This window comes from Luteolibacter arcticus (assembly GCF_025950235.1).
GTDB classification, from domain to species: Bacteria; Verrucomicrobiota; Verrucomicrobiia; order Verrucomicrobiales; family Akkermansiaceae; genus Haloferula; species Haloferula arctica.
The window spans coordinates 379,268-400,601 of sequence record NZ_JAPDDT010000005.1; the positions used below are offsets into that span (position 1 = coordinate 379,268).

Annotated in this window: 12 protein-coding genes; 3 read left to right on the top strand and 9 right to left on the bottom strand. The window is 64.7% G+C overall.

All coding sequences use genetic code 11. The annotated features are described in order from the left end of the window. Positions 1 to 177: 177 nt before the first annotated feature. From OKA05_RS14585 to OKA05_RS14615, 7 genes are all read right to left on the bottom strand, one after another. On the bottom strand, positions 178 to 1,059 hold the full coding sequence (locus tag OKA05_RS14585) for a S1 family peptidase (RefSeq protein ID WP_264487898.1): 882 nt from the start codon (positions 1,057 to 1,059) through the stop codon (positions 178 to 180). A 41-nt stretch (positions 1,060 to 1,100) separates the two neighbouring features. Next, positions 1,101 to 3,146: a PDZ domain-containing protein gene (locus tag OKA05_RS14590; protein WP_264487899.1), complete on the bottom strand. Its 2,046-nt coding sequence runs from the start codon at positions 3,144 to 3,146 to the stop codon at positions 1,101 to 1,103. A 98-nt stretch (positions 3,147 to 3,244) separates the two neighbouring features. Further along, a complete protein-coding gene (locus OKA05_RS14595) occupies positions 3,245 to 8,350 on the bottom strand; it encodes a tetratricopeptide repeat protein (RefSeq protein WP_264487900.1) in 5,106 nt (1,701 codons plus the stop codon). A gap of 247 nt (positions 8,351 to 8,597) precedes the next feature. Beyond that, complete coding sequence (locus tag OKA05_RS14600) at positions 8,598 to 9,077, bottom strand: hypothetical protein (RefSeq protein ID WP_264487901.1); 480 nt, start codon at positions 9,075 to 9,077, stop codon at positions 8,598 to 8,600. A 12-nt stretch (positions 9,078 to 9,089) separates the two neighbouring features. Then, positions 9,090 to 9,218 (bottom strand): hypothetical protein, encoded by a 129-nt coding sequence (locus tag OKA05_RS14605; protein ID WP_264487902.1) that lies wholly within the window; start codon positions 9,216 to 9,218, stop codon positions 9,090 to 9,092. A 150-nt stretch (positions 9,219 to 9,368) separates the two neighbouring features. After that, on the bottom strand, positions 9,369 to 11,195 hold the full coding sequence (locus OKA05_RS14610) for a hypothetical protein (RefSeq protein ID WP_264487903.1): 1,827 nt from the start codon (positions 11,193 to 11,195) through the stop codon (positions 9,369 to 9,371). Between the two features lie 244 nt (positions 11,196 to 11,439). After that, positions 11,440 to 13,014, bottom strand: a complete 1,575-nt coding sequence (locus OKA05_RS14615; RefSeq protein WP_264487904.1) for a TIM44-like domain-containing protein — start codon at positions 13,012 to 13,014, stop codon at positions 11,440 to 11,442. Positions 13,015 to 13,326: 312 nt separating this feature from the next. On the opposite strand from OKA05_RS14615, the gene OKA05_RS14620 reads away from it, so the two are divergent. Then, positions 13,327 to 14,964 (top strand): HEAT repeat domain-containing protein, encoded by a 1,638-nt coding sequence (locus tag OKA05_RS14620; protein ID WP_264487905.1) that lies wholly within the window; start codon positions 13,327 to 13,329, stop codon positions 14,962 to 14,964. A gap of 841 nt (positions 14,965 to 15,805) precedes the next feature. Beyond that, the gene (locus OKA05_RS14625) at positions 15,806 to 17,056 is read left to right on the top strand and encodes a hypothetical protein (protein WP_264487906.1); all 1,251 of its coding nucleotides are present in this window, start codon (positions 15,806 to 15,808) and stop codon (positions 17,054 to 17,056) included. 195 nt (positions 17,057 to 17,251) lie between these two features. Here OKA05_RS14625 and OKA05_RS14630 read toward each other — a convergent pair whose 3' ends face one another. Next, the gene (locus OKA05_RS14630; RefSeq protein ID WP_264487907.1) at positions 17,252 to 17,875 is read right to left on the bottom strand and encodes a superoxide dismutase; all 624 of its coding nucleotides are present in this window, start codon (positions 17,873 to 17,875) and stop codon (positions 17,252 to 17,254) included. 872 nt (positions 17,876 to 18,747) lie between these two features. Between OKA05_RS14630 and OKA05_RS14635 the strand changes: the two genes are divergently transcribed. Continuing rightward, complete coding sequence (locus OKA05_RS14635; protein WP_264487908.1) at positions 18,748 to 20,280, top strand: DNA recombination protein RmuC; 1,533 nt, start codon at positions 18,748 to 18,750, stop codon at positions 20,278 to 20,280. A gap of 371 nt (positions 20,281 to 20,651) precedes the next feature. Here OKA05_RS14635 and OKA05_RS14640 read toward each other — a convergent pair whose 3' ends face one another. Further along, complete coding sequence (locus tag OKA05_RS14640) at positions 20,652 to 21,101, bottom strand: type II secretion system protein (protein ID WP_264487909.1); 450 nt, start codon at positions 21,099 to 21,101, stop codon at positions 20,652 to 20,654. Positions 21,102 to 21,334 lie beyond the last annotated feature (233 nt).

A 21,334-nucleotide genomic window follows, 5' to 3' on the forward strand; every position in this document is an offset into this window, starting at 1 on the left:
TTCTAACGTAGGCGCGTTCGTGAGAACGCGGAAGGAAGGGTGGAGCCCGCTTCCTTGGCGGCTTCCGCGGTGTCACCACCGCGCCTACGGATGGAAAACAAAAAGCCGCCCGGGTTTCCCACGGGCGGCTTTGTTAGAATCGGAAAGCGTCAGGATGATCTGTTAGACCCCCTGGTCTTACTCACCAGCCTTCTCTTCAGCGGGCTTCTCCTCCGCAGGCTTTTCTTCCGCCTTTGCAGGTTCAGCCGGCTTCGCGTCCTTCGCTTGGGCGGCGACCTTGGCGATGTCGGCGGCGGGCAGGATCACGGGCGAGATCTGGATCTGGCCGGTGCGGGAGGAATTGCCCTTCGGATTGCGCAGCACCGACACTCCGAGCAGCTTGCCATTGGCGAGATAGATCGGGCAGCCGATCGCATCGGTGGCCACGCGGTAGAAGGTGCGCGGGCGGGTGGTGATACCGGAAATCTCGGTGGTCAGCAGGCTGGCCTCGCGGTTGAGCGATTCATCCAGGCGGCCGAGCGCGATGCACTCGTCGAGCACTTCGCCCTTCGCCGAGTCGGCGAGGTTGATCGCCTTGAATTCGATGCCCTTGGCCTCCTCGCTGTCCATGCGAACCTTGATGAAGGCGAGCCCCAGGTCTTCGTCCTTCAGCACGAGGTCAGCGGGAACTTCCGAGCCATCGGCGGTGATGACCTTCACTTCCTTGATCTCCGAATTCGACTTGAGCTTGATCGGTCCCATCGGCGTGTTGACCGTCTGGCCATCGACCATCGATGACTTGTCGAGGCCGCCGAGCGCAGTGACGATCAGGCCGGAGGCATCGATGATGGTGCCGGTGACCTCGCTCTTCTCTTCCTTTTCCTGGGCGGCGAGCGCGGACTTGATCTGGGCGGGCACGTCGCCATCGGCAGACATGCTGGTCTTGGCGAGTACGGACAGCCAGACGACGGCGTCCTTATGCTCGGCGGAGAGCTTCTTGGCAGTGTCGCGGAGTTCCGCGGTGGAAGCGGAGGCGAGGGCGGTGGTCGCCGCGAGGGCGAGAACGATGGTGCGGAACATAGTAGTCGAAAGGTGAGAGTGGAGAGTTGAGAGAATGAAGATTACCAGCGTGGCTCGATTTCGAGGAACCACGTGCGCGGGCCACGGCGGATGCCGAAGACGACGCTGCGCGGTTTGCTGTCGCGGAGCGAGATGAGTTTCGTCTTGAGAGTGTCGATTTCGTTCATCGGCGTGCCGTCGATGGTGAGGATCACATCGTCCGGCGAGAGCCCGCCGAGAGCGGCCCAACCGCTGGGCTCGACCTTCATCACGGAGATACCGGCCGGCTCCAGATCGAGCTCGGCCTTCATCTTGTCGCGCTGGGCGGTGGAAAGCTGGCGGGCGGTGAATTCGAAGAGTTCGTCCTTGTACTCCCGCAGCTCGCTGTCATCGATCGGCCGCGGCGCGAGCGAGACGTTCCACGTCTGCGGCTGACCGGCGCGCATACCAGTCAGCTCGACGGTCGCATCGACCGGATAGGCGAGGATCAGCTCAGGAAAAGTCTCGGAGTCTTCCGGGCGGCGGGCGTTGATGATCTTGCCATCCAGCTTGAGCAACAGATCGCCTTCTAACAAACCTGCCCGCTTTGCCGGTGAATCCGGCGCGAGCGAAGTCACACGCACGCCCTTCTTGCCAGCGATGCCGAGCGCGGTCGCGAGCTCGTCGGTGATGACCTGGGTGGCGAGACCCATCCACGCTTTCTCCGCAAGACGCGGCTTCACCGGATCCTTCACGGGGCCGACCTTCACCACGGTCGCGAACTGCTGGCGATCCCGCTCGAACTCGACGAGCAGAGGCTTCGGCTCGGTGACATCTTTGACAAAATCCGTCGTGAAGGCGATCAGCTCGGCGCGGTTCTTCATCGGCTTGCCGCCGACCTTCACGATCACGTCTCCGCCACGCAGGGGTGGCTTCGCTTCGGAGGAAGGTCCGCCGCCGCGCACGGTATCGACCAGTACCCCGTCCTTGTCGTCGCGTGATTTCTCAAGCGCGGAGACCTGGGTGAAGTCGCGGGTCGTCAGGCCCCACTCGCGCAGTTCGCCTTCCTTTGCCTGCGTCGGTTCGCGGACCACGGTGGTGAGCTTCCACGTGTGCGGCTGGCCACCGCGCTGGCCGGCCAGGGTGACCTCGGTGCCGGGCGTGGTATTGAGCACCATCGCATTGAAAATCGGCAAATCCTCCGCGGCATGGCAGTCCGGCAAGGCCGTGCCCTGATACGCGGTGATGAAGTCACCGGGCTGAATGCCGGCATTCGCGGCGGGGCTGCCCTTCCATACGGAAGCGACCAGCGCGCCCTTCTTGTCCGCCATGCTGCGCAGAAGCGGCTGGACTTCCACGCCGATCCAACTGCGGGTCACGCTGCCCTTGTCGATCAGCTCGGCGGCCACCTTCTTCGCGAGATTCGAGGGAATCGCGCCGCCAAGGCTGGCGATGCCGACTTCATTCACGCCGATGATTTCACCGGCCGGATTGACCAAGGGGCCACCGCTGTTGCCGGGATAAATGATCGCGTCGTGGCCGATCCAGCGGACCAGTTCGCCGACCTTTTCGCCATCGAGCGTCAGGCCGATCTGGTGGCGCGGCACGATCATCTCGGTATTCGCGACGATGCCGCGGGTGACCGATTGCGAGAGCCCGCCGGGGCTACCCATCGCGAAGACCAGGTCGCCGGTCTTGAGCGCATCCGAATCGCCGAAGCCCGCCACGGCGAGCGGCTGGTCCTTGAAGCGGCGGGTGTTCAGGTCCAGCTTGAGAATTGCCAGGTCGGAGAGCGCATCGGTGCCGACCAGCGTGGCATCCACCTCATCGTGATTGGAAAGCGTGCAGACGAAGCGCGTGCCGCGGCCGGCGACGTGGTGATTGGTCAGCACGTGGCCCTCGGGCGAAATGATCGCGCCGCTGCCGCTGCCCTGCATCTTCTTCATCGTGCCGTCGGACCCCTCCTCCATCACCACGTAGATGCGGACCAGCGCGGGATAGACCTTCTTGATGGCATCCGAGACCTCGGCGGCGGGCACCGGCACGGATGGAGGCTGGCTGGCATCCTGGGAAAAAACGGGCTGGCAGGTCGCAAACGCGAGCACCAGAAGAGCGGAACGGCAGGTCATGAGGGTCATGGGTGGGCTGGGGACGCCCTCAAGCGTCCGGCGAATCCGGGCTTGTTCAAGTTAATCCTCCCGTCGGGCCGATTGCAGGCGCCGCCCGATCACTCCCCGGAACAGGTGCGGATCAGGAAATTCACCAGCACCACCACGGCGACCCCGCCGAACCACGTCAGCCCCGAATTCTCATTACTGGACGCCTTGGCCTTGGAGGGCACCGGCAGATTCCAGCGCTTCCGCAGCTTGCCCACCTTGCCCTTCGTCCACGGCTGGTGGCTGGCCAGGACACGCTCGCCCTTCTCCCGCAGGCGCTTCATCGCGAAGTCGTCGGGATAGCGGGTGAAGAAACCGAGCGACGTGCGGGCAAGCTCGGCCGCCTCCCCATCGCGTCCCTCCGCGGTTGCCACGATCGCCTCCGCGAGCTGGGCGGAGTGGCGGTAGTAGTCGTTCGTCAGGCTCGGCTCGAATTGCTCCAGCGCCTCCTTCGCCTCCGGGATGCGGCCATCCAGAGCGCATCCCAAGGCCAGCCCGGCGCGCAAGGCCGGGGCATTGTGGCTGGCGGGAAAGCGCGCGAGCCCGGCGCGGCGCACCTCCACCGCCTGCCGCAGCAGCGTGTCGATATCACCGGTGCAGGCTTCGTAAAGCGCCGCTAGGTTCACCAGCGTGTGGCCCTCCAGATCCTTCTCGCGGCGCTGCCAATCGCCAAGCCACTCGGCCCCGTCATTCCCCATCGAGGCTTCGAGCAGGGCGCTACCCATGGCATTCCACAGCGCCCCGTGACCGTGCAGCTCGGCGCGGTGATCCTTGCGACCCCATGCCTGCAACAGATCGTGGCGGCGGTGCTTGCCGGCATGGCCGATCAGCCAGCGCCACGCCTGAATGCGGCTTTCGCTACCCAGCGGCTCGCGGGTGATCCAGCGGACGCTCTCGGTCCACTGCTTCTTCGGCGGCAGGTGCTGGAGGAAGGCGACCAGCGCCCCCGGCGCAGCCACCGGCCCGTTCTTGAGCTGCTCGCCCAGCCAATTCCCCCACGCGACCTCGCGACCGGCGCGCTGGAACAGATTCCCAATCCAGCCGAACAGGTCCGACCCGGCCTCCGGGTCCGTCAGCAAGCTCTCCGCCTCCTTGAAGGCCCCGGACAGATCGCCGCGCTTCAGCGTCAGCTCGATCGCATCGCCGGTGACCTTCGAGCCGCCGACGTAGTGGCGCAGCAGCGCGATGGTGGCAGCCGCCTGGTCGAATTCTCCGCGAGCCATCTGCATGTCGGCAAGCTGGCGGCCGGCGAAAAGATACTCCGGGTCCAGCGCCAGTGCGCGGCCGTAGGCCTCCATCGCCGCGGTGTCGTTTGCCAATTCCCGCTCCGCCTGGCCCAGGAAGCCGAGGGCAATGGTCGAGCGCGGCGCGTGGCGCGACCACGTGCGGGCGAGATCGCGCAGCCGCGGCCAATCCGCGCGACGGTTCAGCCAGCCGGCCAATTCGCTGCTGCCCCACCCGTAGTCAGGCTCGCGTTCCAGCAGCGACTGCATCGCGGCGATTGCTTCCACCGGCCGGCCCGCCCGCATCAGGATCCACGCCCGGCGGCCCTCCAGCTCGCGCGGCGGCGCGGCTTCACCCGCGATGGCCGCGCAGGCAGCCATCGCCTCATCGTGCTTGCCCTGCTCGCACAGTTGATAGGCCAGTTGATCCCGCAGCCCTTGGTCGCCGGGCGAAAGCTCAAGCCCGCGGCGAATCGCGGCGATGCTCTCCTCGCTCCGCCCGAGCTCGTCCCACACGCTCAGGGCGACCGGCCACCACGACCGCCGGTGACCGTGGCGGAGGCTCGCCTCTTGCAGCCGCGCGATGACTTCCTCCTCCCGCCCGTCCGCCTTCGCCCAACGAGCCTGCGCATCCCAGCCCCATGAATAGAACGGGCAATTCTCGGCAGCCTTGATCAGCAGCGCCAAGCCCTCGTCGCGGCGGCCGGTGCGGCGCAGGAAATCGGCGAGGCAGCCGTAATTCGCGCCGGTCAGCGGCTCCAGCAGCAGCGCCCGCCGTAGCACCGCCTCCGCTTCCGCCAGGCGCCCGAGCCGCTCCAGCACCTCGGCATGCTGCCGCGCCGCCTCGTCCCAACCGGGCGACAGGTCCACCGCCACCGCGATCGCCTTCTCTTCCTCGGCGTGCCGGCCGGCGGCGTGATGCACCTTGGCCAAATCCAGCCACGCGCGCGGCAGCAGCGAGAAATTCTCCGTGAGCGTCGTCGCCGCCGCCATCGCCTCGCCATCGAACCGCATCCGCAGCGCCTGCTCGACCCGCGCCGACCACGTCTGCCACAGGTCCGGCCGCTCGCGGCAGAACTCCTGGAGGTCGCCCAGCAGCACCGGCGGCGCCACGAATCGCCACGCCAGCTCCTGATAATCCGGCACGATCTCGCCATTCGATACCTGCCGGCGCATCTCCGCATTGATGAAATGCAGCGTCTCCAGCGAGGCGGCCCGGTCGCTCGCCAGCTCCATCAGCTCGCGCGCCGCCCATGTGTAATCGATGTCGATCCGCAGTGCCTCCATCAGCGCCGTCCTCGCCTCGTCATTCCTCCCGAATTCCCGCTGCACGGTGGCGAGAATGCCGAGTGAAAGCGGATCGCGCGGGTCGAGCGCCCCGGCCTCGTGGACGTCGGCCAGCGCCTCGTCCTTGCGCCCCACATCCAGCCGCCGCAGCGCCCGCTCCCGCCACGCCCAGCGGTCGCGCGGGTCGCGCTCCAGCAATTGATCCAGCGCCTGCAATGCCGCCTCCGGCCTGCCGCGCCGCCACTCTGCCGCCAGCGCCCACAGGCCGGTCTGCCCCGGGTGCTTCGCCAGCGCGCTGTCTAACAGCGCCATCGCGGCGGTCTCCCCTTCCTCCTCCGCCGTCAGGCGGACGAGCCCGCGCCAGGCATCGACCGACAACGGCTGGATCGCGAGCAGGCCGCGCCAGCGCAGGATCGCCAGCCGCCGGTCGCCCGTGAAACCCGCGATCTGCCCGGATTTCCGCAGCCACCTGGCCTCCGGCACCTTGCCCCGCGCGGCCTCGATCCATGCCAGCCCGCGCTCGCGAAATTCACCGCCCCAGCCGGCCATCATCCCGCCGGCTTCCAGCAACAGCTCGCCATCGTCCGGCCGCGCAGCCCGTGCCTCCTCCAGCACCGCCGCGGCTTCGCGGTCATTGCGGGTGGCATCCAGGCAAGAGGCCAGCGTGATCCATGGCCCGGCGTCCTTGCGACCGTGGATCCGCACCCGCTCGCGCAGGAATTCCAGTCCTTCCGCCGTGCGCTTGAGGACGCGGCACGTGTCGAAGTAGGCGCGCGAGTAGCCCTCGAAATCCGGCGACAGCGAGGCCGCCGCGCGCCGCAGGTCGATCGACTCCGCATGGCGGTGCTGCTTGTCCCGGCAACGCGCCAGGCTTTCGTGGCAACGCCCCGAACTCCGCTGGCGGCGCAGCGCGCGCTTGAGGAAATGCGCGGCCAGCGGCAACTCCCGGGCGTCCTGCAGCAGCAGCTCGCCCAGCTCCGAGGCGAAGACCGCGTCGCCCTTCGGCACCGCCTTCTCCAGCAGCGCCCGCTGCTCGCCTCGCCGGCCGAGGCAGGCTAACAAGTACGACTTCCGTAGTAGCAGGTGCCCGTGGTCCGGTGCCCGCTCGAGCAACGCCTCGGTCGCCGCCAGCTCGCGTGGCCAGTCTTGCAAATACGCCGCCACCCGGGCCTCGCCCTGTAGCGCGAGCATGCTGCCGGGGGCCACCGCCCGCAGCGTGGTGAGAGCCGCATCCACCTTCCACCGGTCGTGCCCGTCCAGCGCGATGAGCAGGTGATGCGTCGCCTCGTAGGCTGCCTCGTCCGGCAGCAGCAGGCCATCGAGCCGCGCCGCCTCCTCCACCGGCACCAGCGTCATCCCGCGCGGGCCATCGATCGGGTGATCCTTGATCAAGCCCTTCAGGATCATTTCGCCGAAGTGCCGCTCGGTGGGATCGCGCAGCAGGATCACGCCGGTGCGATCGTCATAGCCGATGCACGCCTGCATGTGCGCACCCGTGGTCCACTGCGTGGTCAGCGTGAATGGCAGCCCTCGGTCGATCAGCCCGCGCAGGGTCTCCGGCGTCAGGCGAAACTCGCGAGCGATGAAGCCGTGGCCTTCCGCCCACACGCGCTCCTTGTGCCAGGGCGTGCCCTCATGGCAGATCGCGTCGGCGATCTCCAGATGATCGTGCTTCTTCCCCCAATACGCCGCCAATGTGGCCAGCGTCGCCGGCGCGCAGGTCATGCGGTGCTGGCGCGTGAAGGGCACGTCCAGCTTCACCCGCTTGCGCTCGCGCGCGCCCGGTTCGCGCAGCGTCTTCGCGATGATCTTCTGGAAGCCCTCGCCCTTGCGATCGCACAACTCCAGACAGCCATCGATGTCCCCGGCCATGTAGAGGAAATCCGCCCGCCGTCCGGCCGCCCACTTCTTCCACGACTCGCCCGCCAGCGGCGAAAGTCGCTCCGCTTCATCCAGGCACCACAAGGCCTCTGCGTGGTTCTCCCGCTCGCTGTGGATCGTCTGCATCCGCAACGCGAACGCCGCCTGCTGCGCCCCCCGATGCGTCTCTAACAAAAGCGCCAGCGCCTCGTCATCCCGACCCATATGGATCAACAGGTCCGCGCACTGCAGCACCGAGGATCGATAGCGTGGCTTGAGCTGCCGCGCATGCTCGGCCGCCTCCAGCGCCTCCGCATAGCGGTCCTGCGCTTCCAGCAGACCGGACCGCTGGACGTGCAACCATGAGTCCTCCGGATCCAGCTCCAGCGCGCGGGTGATCTTCGCATGCGCCGGGGTGAAATCCCGCAACGCCGAAAGGCTCCACGCCTGATACGCCAGCAGCTCCGCGCGCGACTCATCCGGCATGTCTCCCTTCAGCCGGCCATCGATCTCTGCCATCATCTCCTGCGGCGTGTGCCAGGCCGTTCGCGGGAACAGCGCGCGGAAATACCACGTCGGGTGACTGCGCTCCGCCCGCCAGTTCAGCCAATCGAGCGCCTGCCCCAGCCGGGCATCGCCCAAGTGCGTCGCCAGCGCCGCCGCCTGCCGCCGGGCCTCCCCGTGCGGCCAAGCCGCCAGCGCCACGCCCGACTCCTGCGCGACCTGCCACGCATCGAGCATCCGCCCGTCTTCCATCGCCGCCTTTATCCCGGCAGTCACCATCGACATTTCCCGCACTCCACTCATCTTATCTTGATATCAACGTTCCCTAAACCTCACCGGCAGAACGGGCGTTTGGCGAGCCGAAAGGCGGAGCGTGGGCCGAGTGCCCGACAAGCTGGGTGCGCGGGCCGCTGGCCCGCCGAAGCACCTGACCGTTCCGCCTCCCCTTCCGCTCCGCCCGAGTCGTCGGAGACCCGGACTGCGGCAGCTCCCCAAGGGTCATCTCCTTAAGAAAGAAAACGCGAAGCCCACTCACCCCGGACAGCCATGCTCACTCCGGCTTCTCACCGGGGCCGGGCTCCACCTTCGGGGTCTCCGGCTTGGCTCCATCTTCAATGTCCCGGGGCTCGTTCTTCGTCTTGGTCATGGCGACGACCTTCAACTGCCCTTCGACGGGCTCGATCACAAAGTGGGTGACACCGGAGTAGAGCTTTCGCCTCAGGACGGATTCGACTTCGGCGTCGGCGTGAAATTCATCGCCCTCCTTCTCCACCTTGATGCCCTTGATGGTGGTCTCCACCTCCTTCAGTCCGGCACCAATCCCTCTCTTCCGGCCCTGGTCGAGCATGCGCTCATAAAAGACCGCGGGCTGAATCGCCCATAGTTCTTCCGGGGTTTTGGCCTCCAAGGCCTCAAGCATCTCCGTGACGGCGGCGCGGTTGTCATCGTTCACGCCGGCGGAGGTCGTGGGGACCTTCGCGCTCTTCAGAATTCGGGTCTGAAGTTCCACCAAGGTCTGCGGGTGATACATCGCCACGACGGTCTACCACTCCTGGGCGTGGGTGGCGGCGAAGTAGTCGCGGACCAGTTTTTTCACCTCCTCCTCGGTGTGGGCAAGCACCGGGCTCGACCAAGTGACGAGAAAGGCGATGCAGCAGGCGGCGAGTTTCATGAGGACAATGGGATGATACAGATCACGGCCTCCGTCTCCCAGCGGGAATCGCGCGAAACGCGGCCACGATTCTTTAGAAAGGTACGGGCACTTCAGCAGCCATGGATCCCCGGCCCGGAATCCAGACGCCAGGCCCTCACCTTTACAAAATTAAGGAGCCGCAGCGGTGACCTTGCCACGGCAGATCATTCGCCTTCCCGCCGCACCGGAGGCGATGTCGGCCTTTGGAATCTTCCGCCGGAAGTGGGGCCCGAGCCAGTTGCCCGTATTGTTCCGTACCCAGCCCTGCGGCGGGTCGCCAGAGTAGATCTCCATCCGGTAATCCAGGGTCGGCAGGAAGCGGGTCGTTTCTAGGCACTGGTGGGTGGCCGTCTCATACGCACGGACACCCCGCCGCAGATCGGCATGCGCCGGGTGGCTCAGGTAGGCCATCTCGCTGAAATTGTCCGCACCGTCACGATCGGGATCGCCCCCGCTGCTTTGGGCGAGGTTGCCGAAGTACGTCGTCTCCCAATCGTCGTAGAGCCCGTCGAGATCTTGATCCCATCCGCTCACCCGGGTGGAGAGCGTGACACCCCTGCCGAAAAAACGCGTGGCGGGCACCCAGTTGTCCATCATGCGGGGCGATGGCTCGGACGGACGCAGCAGCCGCTCGAATTCCTCCGCCAGCTTGTTGTAGAAGGTCATCTCCCGCGGAGTCAGGAACCGCTCCACCGATTCCACGACGAAGAGGATATTGAAGTGCTTCTGACCCTCCAGCACATCCGCCACCGGCTTTCCATGCACCGCGATCAGGTCTTCGACCGAGAAGTTCGCGACAATCTCTTCGGGCAAGATCGGAATCTTCGCGGGCCCCCGATCCCAGGGAAAGGTGGTGGTGCTGTCGTAAGCCATCAAGGGACCGACTTCGGAAGGCGGACAGAAACCGGCGAAGTAGCGCTCCACCGCCGGCATTTCGCGGACAATCTGGCTGCCAGACGAGTCCGTGTTCACCAGCCATCCCGGTCCATCACTTCGCGGCACCCACTCGAAGCCGCCCACCAAGCTGTTGATATTGCTGAAACCGTGCCAGTGCCCTGGGTCTCTTTTCAGCTTTCCAAAGCTCGCATCGGAGATCCCCGCGGCCCATTGATGGGTGAGCTCATGGAGCACGTTGTTCATGAAGATTCCCCGGGTGGCCGTGTCGATCTGGCTCATTCCAAGCAGCCTTCCTGCGCTGCCGTAGGTTGCCGGTTGATTGATCTGCGGCATCCCGGTACCGGCGGAAGAGCTCTGGGCGTGGATGTGCATGCCCGCAAAGTAGTTCGCCGAGGTCGAGATCGCAGGAGTCCGCTCCGCATGCATGCTCGAGAGCAGGAGGATGAAATCGTAGTTGTCCCCCACTTGCCCGATCACCTTTTTCACCGTCGCCTGCATCTCCGCGACGTTGTTGGCCCCGATGCCGCGCAGTTGATTCTGAAACGTCGGCTTGCTGCTGCGGACATTCAGCAAGTGGGAGGCGATCTGGAAATCGCTGCCGGCGGTTTTGAGCGGAGTGAGTCCCGCTGAGCTGATGACTCCTACCTCGGGAGAGGTGAGAATCGAGGTTTCGCTCCCGTCCGTCTCGACGATATGGATCGTACTGCACGTCACGAAGGTCAGGCCGGGCAGCGATTCCCCGGGTGGCTGGGATCTGTAGTTGAAAGATGGCGACAACTGAACCGGGACGAAGGGCGAACTGGTGTAGATGCGGTCGCCGGCCACCGCGTCGCCGTTTTGACCATCGTCGGAAAAGTCGGTCCTGAAGAGCGGGTCATTGGAAGTCAGATAGGGGAAATAGACACGCCTCGCCGACCTTCCCAGATTGACCCTGATTCGATAGGACTCGGACCCGTCGGATCGCACCACGTTGGGGAACACTTCGTAGTACTGGGCATTGGCCGGTGCCACGATCGCCTGGGGGCCGAACCCTATCGCTTCCCCGCCCGGCAGAGACATTCCGGCGCAGTTGCCACAAGTGAGGGGCTCCACCTCCGCTACGGTCTGATCCAGAGGGAGCACCCCCAGGACGACGAGCGCAATCAGGGCCGGGAATGAATAATGTGCATGCAATGTATTTACTTTGAATGCCCGGAAGGCGGTGGTGTAAAGGAAAACTTGGTGACTCTATCAACCCGCCCGGGGGCGGAGGTGCCCTCCACGCCGACGATGGCTTTGCCCATCAACGCTGCAAGAATCCACCTCAATTCTCCTCGAAGCCGCTCACGATCCACTCGTGGCGGGTCGAGTTCAGGGCGGTGCCGCAGTATTGGCAGGTCACGTCGAGCGTGTCGCCGACGCGGCCGCCGCAGGCGGAGCACTGGTGCTGATAGAGCGAGCCCTTCTCCGGCACGGCATCGATGTCGCGCTCCAGGGTGAGCGTGAAGTCGCGGCGCCGTGGCCCGGCATCGAGCAGGGCGAGGCCTCCCGCCGGCAGCAGCCCCGCGCGCTGCATGCTGGCGGATAGCCCCACGTCGCAACGGTGCACCGCTCCCTGCTGGCCCACATTGAGGAGCACGCATTCATTGAGATAGATGCGGTGGAAAATCGAGCCATGGTCCGGGATCTTCGCGGAAAGGCCTGCGAAGAGTTCGTCGGTCACGAAACGGCGGACGGAGGCGGGATTCCGCGTGGCGTAGGCCGTCATGATCTGCATGAACGCATTGCTGGCCTTGTCCTCCACGACCTGTCGCGAGAAGTCCGGGCACTTGCCAGCCACCGCCGCCATGGCTTCCTCCAGCTCCGGGGATACGAGCGGGGTCATCCGGGAGCCGATATCGTAGTCCGCTTCCTGGGTGATCTCGGCCAGCACCCAATCAAAGTCGCCGCTATTCACCAGCACCTGGCAGTGGGTGCAGCGGCACAACTCGCCCATGTCCGCGGGCAGCTCCGCGGCGCAGGAGGGGCAATTCTTGTCCGAGACGATATCGAAGCCGGAGTCCGCTGCGCCGCGCTTGCGGATGAAGGACCAGTGTTCGATGAAGGGGTCGTGGCTTTCCGAATTCATCGAGGGGTCCAGCTCGCAGGTGAAGGAGTCGGACATGGCGGCGGAAATCCACACGTCGATCACATCGAATGCGCCATCGATGCGGTAGTCGATCGGGTGCGCGCCGAAGACTTGGATCTCATCGAGCACGTTGCGCTGCTTCAGCAGCTCCATCATGCGGAACTGGGTGGCGAAGCGCTGGTACATGCCATCCGAGAGGAAAGGCCGGACGCTCGAGAGGTCCTGCTCCGTCCACGCCCGCTGGATCTTCATGAAGGCGGAGCGGACCTTGGCCGCGAACGCGCCGGGATCGAAATCGGGATGGGCGTGGAGGAATTCATCCAGGCCACGGGGCCCGTTGATCGGAGCGGTCCGGATCCTGGACCGCTCCCGCTCCGTGGGCGGGGGAAAACGGGCAGCCATCGACCTGCGGTGAAGAATCACGGCCGCGACCGCCACGCCGACGCCGATGGTGAGGAGCACGAAGGTGAATTTCAGCGAACCCGACCCGGAAGTTCCGCGGCTGCCCGAGGAACCATAGGAAGATCCTCTGGACGACGAACCACCGCTGTAGTTGCTGCGGTAGCTACTCCTGCCACTGCTCTTGCTTCCGGAGCTTCTGCTACCACTGCTCCTGCTGCCCGAGCTCTTGCTACCGCTGCTTTTGCTACTGGTGCTGCCACCCCCTGCCCCACCGGCGCGCGCGGCGGCATCCTCAGAAATCCCGAGTCCCAGCCACAGCAGCAAGCCCAGGAAGGCAGGCAGGCAAAGGAGCGCGGACCGGGGTTTCATTTTGTGCGGCAGGCCATCTTTTGCTACGGCGCTCCCGCTACCGCAAGTTCCGCCGATAGGATGCACCTTCACGCGGCTTGCCAGCTTAAGCTGTTAAGGACTGTTGGGGGGTAGGAGTGCTTTTGAGAAGCTTTGGTTTCCCAGTTCGCGGCGGGCATGATAGGCACACCATAGATCGCAGCAGTTTAGCTTATGCTCCCCCTCCCTCCCTCCCCGTTGGGCGATTCCGCATCGCATCGTCGTCGGCCTGTCACTTCGAGCAAGAAGGATAAGGATAAGGGCGCAGCAGAGTACGCGAATACCAGCGCGCGGATGAGATCGTTTGCCTGGATGCTTTCCGTGATCCTCGCGACGTTATCGCTGCTCACGGTGCCCGTGCAGGCGCAGGGAAAAAAGCCGCCGCGCCCCGCCCGCGGCTTGATCGTGATCTTCGATGGCACCAAGACGAAAGCCTACGCCGAAGCCTATGAATATGCGGAGCTGATGTTGGACGGCTCCGGCTTCAAGGTGACCGGGACCAATGGGGCCACCGTCTCCGGCCCCGCGGGTCATGTCGTGGCGAAGGTCGACTACGGGCGGCAGGATATCGATCAGATGCTCGCCGAGGCCGAAAAGATCTCCGCATTCTACAAGAAAGCCGAGCCCATCCTAAAGGTGCGCATTCCCCAGCTCCGCGAGCTGGCGAAGAAGAAGGCCGAGCTGGCGAAGAATGCCCCGCAGCCGGCTCCCGCCCCCGCTATCGCACCCGTGGTGCCAGCGCCTGCACCGGGTCAGAAGCCCGCACCCCTGCCACCCGGTGACCCTGCCCCCGCCCCGGCGGCCGCGGTCGTGAAGGCAGATCCCGCCGCTCGTTACGAGACCCCCGGCTTGGCTCCCGCGGCCCGCATCTCGGCCCTCGCCGACCTAGCCATGAATCCCTCGCCCGAGCACCTGCCCTTGCTCATGACGGCGTCCAGTGACCCGGATCGCGAGATCCGCCGGTGGGCCTTCCGCGGCATCGGCAAGCTCAAGTCCCCCGAAGCCTTTGCGGCCCTTGCGGAAGCGCTGAAGATGCCCGGCCGCGATCCCGGCGACTACCTCGATATCATCAAGCAGTACGGCAAGCTCGCGCTCTCTCCCAAGGAGGACCTCTCGATGCTGGGGCTCAAGGCCCTCACCGACATCATGGCATCCGCCGAGGCCTCGGACGCGATGAGGAACCGCGCGCAGGAAGACATCACCGTCTGCTGCACCAATGGCGGTGCCTGGGTCCGTCCCTATCTGGAGCCCCTCGATCTCGCCGGCCTCGACGAGATCAAGAAATACTGGGCCGCCGCCGACGCCGCGAAGGCGAAGCTGGAGGAGGAACGCCTCGCCTTCAATGACCAGGACCGCCGCGTGCTGGTCACCTTTGCCATCGGCGGGAAGGCCAAGTTCGGCGCGGACGGCCTGATCATGGAGGATGCCGTGAAGGGCCGCATCCCCGAGCTGGTAGCTGAGATCGAGACCGAAACCAGGGCGATGAGCAAGGCCACCCGCACCTGGGCCCCCACGCACAAGCGGAAGATCGAGATCCTCCAGAAGGAATTGAACACCCTCCGCAGCGGCGATCCGCGCACGATGGGCTTCTACCAGATGGACATCCTCGCCGACCTCGATGTCGCCGTCGGCAAGCTCCGCAAGGGCACCCGGGTCGTCGCGAACATGGGCGCGAGCCTCGCCTTCTCCGAACCCGGCCGGAACGAGTACTACGTCGGCTACACCCGCTACGAGGAGGCGGACTACTCCGCGAATATCTTCGGCGCCTTCCTCGGCCTCGCCGCCATGGCCTACGAGGAAGCCAAGACCCGCCCCGCGATCCAACACGCCGAACGCATCGAGGCGATGTTCAAGCAGCTCTCCCCCACCGCCCAAACCATCCTCGCCACCCGCTACCAGTGGTCAAAGGAAGCCTACCTGCGGGAGGAGTAGGCCCAGCCGCGCCAACCGACCCGGCCCCTCCCGGAGGCCAAAGCAATTAGCCGGAGACCCCGACCCATTCACCTCCGCCCCAGCAGTCGGAGACCCGGAATGCGGCAGCCCTGCTGCCGCTCGAAGCCAGCAGCCCTGCTGCGGGGAAGCACCTAGGTGCATGCTCTACTGATGCAAGTCCGCCCAACGGACACGCGGGCACGGCCGAACATCATCTAACAGCCTCGCGCCCCGGAAGCGCCGGTCGCTTGTCCCTCGTAGCCCGCAGGGCGAAGCGGGATCAGACCGGCCCGAATGGCCCTTCAATGCGTTGCAGCAGGCCGACCCTCTTTGCTACGGCGCTCCCTCCACCGCAAGTTCCGCCACTGGCGGCGCGACGAGGGATCGGCTTCATGCATGAAGCGCGCACCGAGAACCGGCGCGAACATGCGGGCCGTGTCGGCGATCGACGGGTCGCTGATCCGATGGCACTCGGCACGGGTGCGGGCTTGCGCGGAAGCCCTGGTGCTGCCAAACAACCGGGTGGAAAACCCTGTCAGGTACGGTGTCTTGTTTCTCACACTTCAAGAACCCGGCCGGGCAGGGTTTTCTAACAGATTTCTCAACGACGGGCAGGGCAAATTTAGTGCCATTCGGGACAGGCATTTCAATGCTCCGGCGTTCGCGGCGTTCGCTGCCTCGAAATGCTATGCATGCTGTAATTACGCGCCCAACGTTACCATAGGCCGGCCATCCGCACCTTGCACCGCTGTCACCCGAAAGATCCATGTGCAAGCAGACATGCCTCGCTGGCCACCCCTATTTCCTTCACAATCTAGTGCACCTGACTTAGACGACACTCATGAGAATCCTCCCTCTCGCAAGCATCCCCCTGCTATTCCAGGCGAACTGTTCCGCCCAAGTTTACCTGCAAAGTATTTGGCAGAATTCAGAGGTTTTTGCCGAAGCGTCGAATGGCGTTGAGCTGCGAAGGTACTCCGACGGCGGTACATGGGGGGTGGCCAAGCCAGCATTTCTCGCAGGATACGCGGAAGTGGGCCTAGTGTCGCCTCCCCCATACGCACTCGCGTCGATGGCCGCCAGCCAGACCGTCCATCTTGCGACCGGCTCCTACCCGTCTGATCCGGGCCACATCTACTGTGACGGCGAAATTCGTGGATTTGGCAACGGTCCCCACCGTCCCTTCAGCGGCATGATAGAACTACGGTTTCGAATCCTGGTCTCGGGTGACGACCAATACATTCTTTTCACTGATGATGAACTCGGCGTGGTGAACCCAGGGCCCGTCGGCACCACCGAGCTGTCGCTCCAGATCGGAAATCAGGGATTCGCTCCATCTCCAGATCCCCAACAACTCAGCCCCGGGCTTCATTTCGGCCGCCTCTCGATTTTGGTCCACGAGTCGGTGGGGGTATCTGAATCAGTAAACGTCCGCACTGCGAAGTGGAGGTATCTCCTCAAGTTCAGCACCCTGATCCCGGCTCTAGGGTCGCAACAAAAGGTGCCGCTTCCCCCGGATGAGATCGTTTTCACGCCCACCAACGCTAACCTTCCCAGTTCGCGGTTTATCAACAAACGGAGCATCACCTGGTTCAGACGGGGTGCCACTTCAGCCGATCCCCGGGTCGCGAGTGGATTTTCATTCGTTGCGGATCCCGGAACCTATTTCTCAACGATCGTCGCCGCGCCGGTTGGATTTGAAGCACCTTTTCACGTCCATGTGGACGGCGTGAAGATCGGGGAAGTCCAAGAAGGCAGGTCCTTCGACCTCGCGGCGAACGCCGGAAAGCAGGTGAGTTCGTTTGAACTTCGAAATGTACAGCCCTTCGTCCCGCGGGATTCCACCACGGATTTCCCCATCATGCTTTCCTTCGAGAATGCTACGGGGTCGTTTAGCATGACCCCCATTGAAGGCCCTTGGGTTGACCTGAAGCCTCTCCAGGGTGGCAGCTTTGAAATAGGATGGGGCGGAACACTCAAATCCTCCCCGGACTTGGCCGGATGGGAAATCGAGACACCGGCGAGCAACCCCTTCATATGGATTCCGGCCCCGGGCGACTCCAAGAGATTCTTCAGAGCCGAAACGGAATAAAAAGGGTCAGTTCAGAAACCGCTAAAATGCCTGGTCCCTTATAAAGAAAATAATCCGGGCGGGGTTTGCTTGGGCGGGCGGCTGAGCCGATCAGTCAAACTACAAACTAAAACAGCCGCCGGAATCCCGGCGGCCGTCGTTACTTGAATGAATGATGGTGAGTCGGCTCGTCGTGAGTCGGCTAGCTCACTCCACTCAGCCTGCGAAATTCTCGCTGGCGACGTCCCAGTTCACCACGTTCCAGAAGGCGGTGATGTAGTCGGGGCGGCGGTTCTGGTAGTTGAGGTAGTAGGCGTGCTCCCAGACATCCAGGCCGAGGACCGGGGTGCCTTCGACGCCGGCGATGGCCTTGCCCATCAGCGGGGTGTCCTGGTTCGGCGTGGAGCCGATCGAGAGGGAGCCATCGGCGCCCTTGAGCAGCCAAGCCCAGCCGGAGCCGAAGCGCGTGGTGGCGGCCTTGCCGAAGGCTTCCTTGAACGCATCGAAGGAGCCGAAGGCCTTGTCGATGGCGGCGGCGAGGTCGCCGGACGGGGACTTGGCACCGCCGGGGGCGATGACCTTCCAGAAGAAGGAGTGATTGACGTGACCGCCGCCGTTGTTGCGAACCGGGCCGCGGATGTCCTCGGGCACGGAGCCGAGGTCGGCGATGAGGTCTTCGACGCTCTTGGCCTCGAGGTCGGGCTTGCCGGCGATGGCGGCGTTGAGATTGGTCACGTAGGCATTGTGGTGCTTGCCGTGGTGGATCTCCATGGTCTTGGCGTCGATGTGAGGTTCGAGCGCGTCAAAGGCGTATCCGAGGGGCGGAAGAGTGTGGGCCATGATGGTGAGTCGGTTTGATTTGCGTCCGCGCGGCGCGGCCGGTTACCCCGGCCGGCACGCGACGGACGGAACGATGCCGCGCAATCTGCCCGCCGCAAGGAACAATGCGAATCCGGGCGTCCGGTCGGCTCCTTGCTGGCTCGGGACGGCCGGACTTGGGGATGGGGAAACCGCGAATGGACGCCAATGGACGCGAATTGTGGGAGGAGGTTGCCCGGAGTCCGTCTTGGAACGGCGGATGGGCCGCTGATTGGGGAGGAACTGGGCCCACTTTTCAGGCGGGTTGGCGTTTCAAGTTTAACCGCGAAATCACGCGAAAAAGCGCGAAATCTAAAGGCAGGAGAAGATTCCCGATTCTGACAGATTTCGCGTATTTTCGCGCGATTTCGCGGTTCGATTTCTTCGCCCGGGCAAGGCTTCAACGGCTTGATCCCGAAGCAAAAAGCCAGAACGGCAATCCCAACGTATTCGGATACCGAGCGGCAAAAGCATGGGATCCCATTCGCGTCCCTTGGCGTCCATTTGCGGTTTTCAAAATCTTGGCGTCTTGGCGGTTCAATCACCCACCCATCCCCGGCCTCCGCGCTTTCTCTGCGGCCTCCGCGCCTCCGCGGTTCGTTCCCCGCATCAGTCCCCCGCCTTTCATCCACCACCTTGCCTTTCCTTGGCGACCTTTGCGTCTTGGCGGTTCAATCACCCGCCCATCCCCGACCTCCGCGTTCTCTCTGCGACCTCCGCGTCTCTGCGGTTCGTTCCCCGCACCAGCCGTTCCCGTCGATTCGCAGTTCAAATTTCCCGAACGCGATTATTGCGGTAGCCCCCGTTCTGGCCTCCCCTCGCTCAACCCAACCCGATTTCCCTTCCGCCCTGCCATGCCGCCCGAACTCGAAGCCGCCCTGCCGTGGATCCTCAGCGCCCTCGCCGGGGCCTTCTTCGGCTGGCTGATCACCGTACTGGCCCTGTCCGGCCGCAAGGCGCGGTTTGAAGAGCAGATCAAGAGCGAGGAGCGCCGCGCGACCGAGCTGGAAGCCCGCCTGGTGGCCACCGCCGCCGAGGTCACGGAGCTGGAGCAGAGCGGCCAGATCTTCCGCACCCAACTCGCCGAGGCCCGGACGCGGCTGGAGGAGGAAACCAAAGCCGCCGCGGAGAAGCAGGCGCTGCTCGATCGCGCGGAGCAGCGGCTTTCCGATACCTTCAAGGCCCTCTCTGCGGATGCGCTGAAGTCGTCCTCCGAGCAATTCCTGCAACTGGCGAAAACCTCCCTGCAATCCCACACCGAGGAAGCCAAGGGCGATCTGGAGAAGCGCCGCATGGCGATCGAGAACCTGGTCAAGCCGGTGGCCGAGTCGCTGGGGAAATTCGAGAGCCGCATCGGCGACATCGAGAAGGCCCGCGAGGGTGCCTACGCCGAGCTGAAGACCCAGGTGAAGACGCTCGCGGAAGGCCAGCTCGGCCTGCAGCGCGAGACCGCCCAGCTCGTGAAGGCGCTGCGCCAGCCGACCGGCCGTGGCCAGTGGGGAGAAATCCAGCTCCGCCGCGTGGTCGAGCTCGCCGGCATGCAGGAGCACTGCGACTTCGAAACGCAGACGACCACCACGAATGACGAGGGCAAGCGCTTGCGGCCGGACCTGATCGTCCGCCTGCCCGGCGGCAAGACCATCGTGGTGGACTCCAAGACGCCGATGGATGCCTACCTCGACGCGCTGGAGGCGACCGAGGACAGCGTGCGGGAGGAAGCGCTGCACCGCCACGCGCGGCAGGTGCGGACGCACATCACCCAGCTATCGTCGAAGAACTACGCGGCGCAGTTTGCCCACGCGCCGGAGTTCACGGTGCTGTTCCTGCCGAGCGAGTCGTTCTTCTCCGCGGCGCTGCAGAGCGATCCGGGGCTGATCGAGCGCGGGGTGGATCACGGCGTCATCCTTGCCACGCCCACGACCTTGATCGCGCTGTTGCGCGCGGTCTCCTACGGCTGGCGTCAGGAAGCACTGGCGGACAATGCCCGCGAGATCTCGGCGCTCGGCCGGACCATGTACGAGCGGCTTTCCACGCTGGCAGGTCATTTCGGCAAGCTCGGCAAGTCGCTGGAGAATGCCGTGGGGCACTACAATGCGGCGGTCGGCTCCTACGAAACGCGGGTGCTCATCGCGGCGCGGAAGTTCGAGGATCTCCAGGCCGCACCGGAAAATACCACGCTACCGGATCTGGTGCCGATCGAGCGCGCGCCGCGCTTGCCGGTAGGCTCGGTGGCGGATTCGCCCGTGGAGGCAAGTGTCCCCACGGCAACGAATCTCCCATCGGCAGCCGACTTGTTAGGCCCGGCCGACGATTTCGCGCTCGCGCCGGACCCGAAGGACAAGGCGCTCTCCGCAGCATCGGATTTGCGATCGGCGCTGGGAGAGTGAGGAGGTGTCCGCCTTCCCCGGAGGGGAAGCAGCCAGTAGCCGGGGGTAAGCGGAGCGCCACCCCCGGATAAAAGACGCGACGGAGGGAACCCCGGATGGGGTTCAAGCCGGGCATGAACAACGGACGCGCCCGACATCCTCGTTTTCGTACCGACTTGATGAGGATTGTTAGACGCCGCGGTGCTCCCAGCCCGGCTGGAATCCCCTCCGGGATTTCTTGCGCGTTCCTTGGGTCCGGTGGTCTTCGCCGCTGCGCGGCTGCGACCACCGGCTACTCGCTGGGATCCCTCCGGGATCCGGCCAGGTGGGACCAAGCCACCGCGCCTACGGATAACTTACAGCGTCATCCATATCCGGGCTTAACGCACCCATCACCACTCGATATTCGGCGTCATCTCGTGCTTCTTGGTCGCGGATAGCGAGCAGGAGATATAGAGCTGGCCGACGGGCGGGAAGGTATCGGGGCGTTCGCACTCATAGGTGCCGCCACCGATGCACAATTCGTCGCCTTGAATGGCGGAGAACTGGGTCTCGGTGATGTAGCCCTTGGAGAACATGTGGGCGGCGATGTCCTGGGTGCCACCTTCGGCATAGGGCATGCCTCCGGGGTTGTACCCATAGAGATTCTGGTACGAGCGGACGGAGGTCTGCACGTTGCGGATGTTCATGATGCAGCCGGTGCGGTCGGCACCATTTTTCCAGGCGCGGGCACCGAGGAACAAGACGGAGGTCAGGGCGAGGAGTACGGCGATCACTACGGTGAGTTCCAGTAGCGTCATGCCATTCCGTGCCGAAGACCGCTGGGGGGATGCGGATTTCATAGCGGGGGGATGTGTGAAACTTACCACGGAATGCACCCCGCAACATCACGTGATCGCGGAAGACGGTCTTTCCGTAGAAAGACGTTCGTGAGAATGCCGGAGCCGAGGGTGCAGTCCGCTTCACCGGTGGCTTCCGCGGTGTCACCACCGCGCCTGCGGATGCCAAGGTGAGCCCGCCGCGGTTGTCCGTGCTTTCCGCGTAGGCGCACTGGTGACAGTGCGGAGTGGTCCCT

Excerpts from the sequence above, each read along its gene's own strand:
- OKA05_RS14620 (WP_264487905.1), top strand. The coding sequence starts at position 13,327 with ATGAGATCGTTTGCCTGGATGCTTTCCGTGATCCTCGCGACGTTATCG.
- OKA05_RS14590 (WP_264487899.1), bottom strand. The coding sequence starts at position 3,146 with ATGACCTGCCGTTCCGCTCTTCTGGTGCTCGCGTTTGCGACCTGCCAG.
- OKA05_RS14635 (WP_264487908.1), top strand. The coding sequence starts at position 18,748 with ATGCCGCCCGAACTCGAAGCCGCCCTGCCGTGGATCCTCAGCGCCCTC.
- OKA05_RS14595 (WP_264487900.1), bottom strand. The coding sequence starts at position 8,350 with ATGAGTGGAGTGCGGGAAATGTCGATGGTGACTGCCGGGATAAAGGCG.
- OKA05_RS14615 (WP_264487904.1), bottom strand. The coding sequence starts at position 13,014 with ATGAAACCCCGGTCCGCGCTCCTTTGCCTGCCTGCCTTCCTGGGCTTG.
- OKA05_RS14610 (WP_264487903.1), bottom strand. The coding sequence starts at position 11,195 with ATGTCTCTGCCGGGCGGGGAAGCGATAGGGTTCGGCCCCCAGGCGATC.
- OKA05_RS14585 (WP_264487898.1), bottom strand. The coding sequence starts at position 1,059 with ATGTTCCGCACCATCGTTCTCGCCCTCGCGGCGACCACCGCCCTCGCC.
- OKA05_RS14640 (WP_264487909.1), bottom strand. The coding sequence starts at position 21,101 with ATGAAATCCGCATCCCCCCAGCGGTCTTCGGCACGGAATGGCATGACG.
- OKA05_RS14600 (WP_264487901.1), bottom strand. The coding sequence starts at position 9,077 with ATGTATCACCCGCAGACCTTGGTGGAACTTCAGACCCGAATTCTGAAG.
- OKA05_RS14625 (WP_264487906.1), top strand. The coding sequence starts at position 15,806 with ATGAGAATCCTCCCTCTCGCAAGCATCCCCCTGCTATTCCAGGCGAAC.
- OKA05_RS14605 (WP_264487902.1), bottom strand. The coding sequence starts at position 9,218 with ATGAAACTCGCCGCCTGCTGCATCGCCTTTCTCGTCACTTGGTCGAGC.
- OKA05_RS14630 (WP_264487907.1), bottom strand. The coding sequence starts at position 17,875 with ATGGCCCACACTCTTCCGCCCCTCGGATACGCCTTTGACGCGCTCGAA.